The following is a 234-nucleotide window of genomic DNA, read 5'->3' as shown; positions in this document are numbered from 1 at the left end:
CGCCAGGAGATCGTCGAGGCGGCCGCGCGCCTGTTCAAGACCCACGCATTCCGGGGCACCAGCATCGGCCAGATCGCCGACGCGATGGGCACCGACCGGGCCACGCTGTACTACTACGGGGGCAGCAAGGAAGAGCTGTTCGACGAGGTGGTCAGCGACGTCGTCCGGGCGAACCTGACCCGCGCCGAGGAGCTCCGGGACGGCGCCGGCGACGCCCCGGCCAAGCTGGACCGG

1 protein-coding gene is annotated in these 234 nt (G+C 71.8%); it reads left to right on the top strand.

The genetic code is table 11. The features are described from left to right. Positions 1-234 (top strand): TetR/AcrR family transcriptional regulator (locus AC0IVP_RS22205; RefSeq protein WP_471759318.1); only part of this gene is annotated, 234 nt, incomplete at both ends.

The sequence above is a fragment of the Klenkia sp. AC732 genome, assembly GCF_979256525.1.
Note: the sequence above shows the minus strand (reverse complement) of the source record. Positions and strands in the feature narration are given on the sequence as shown.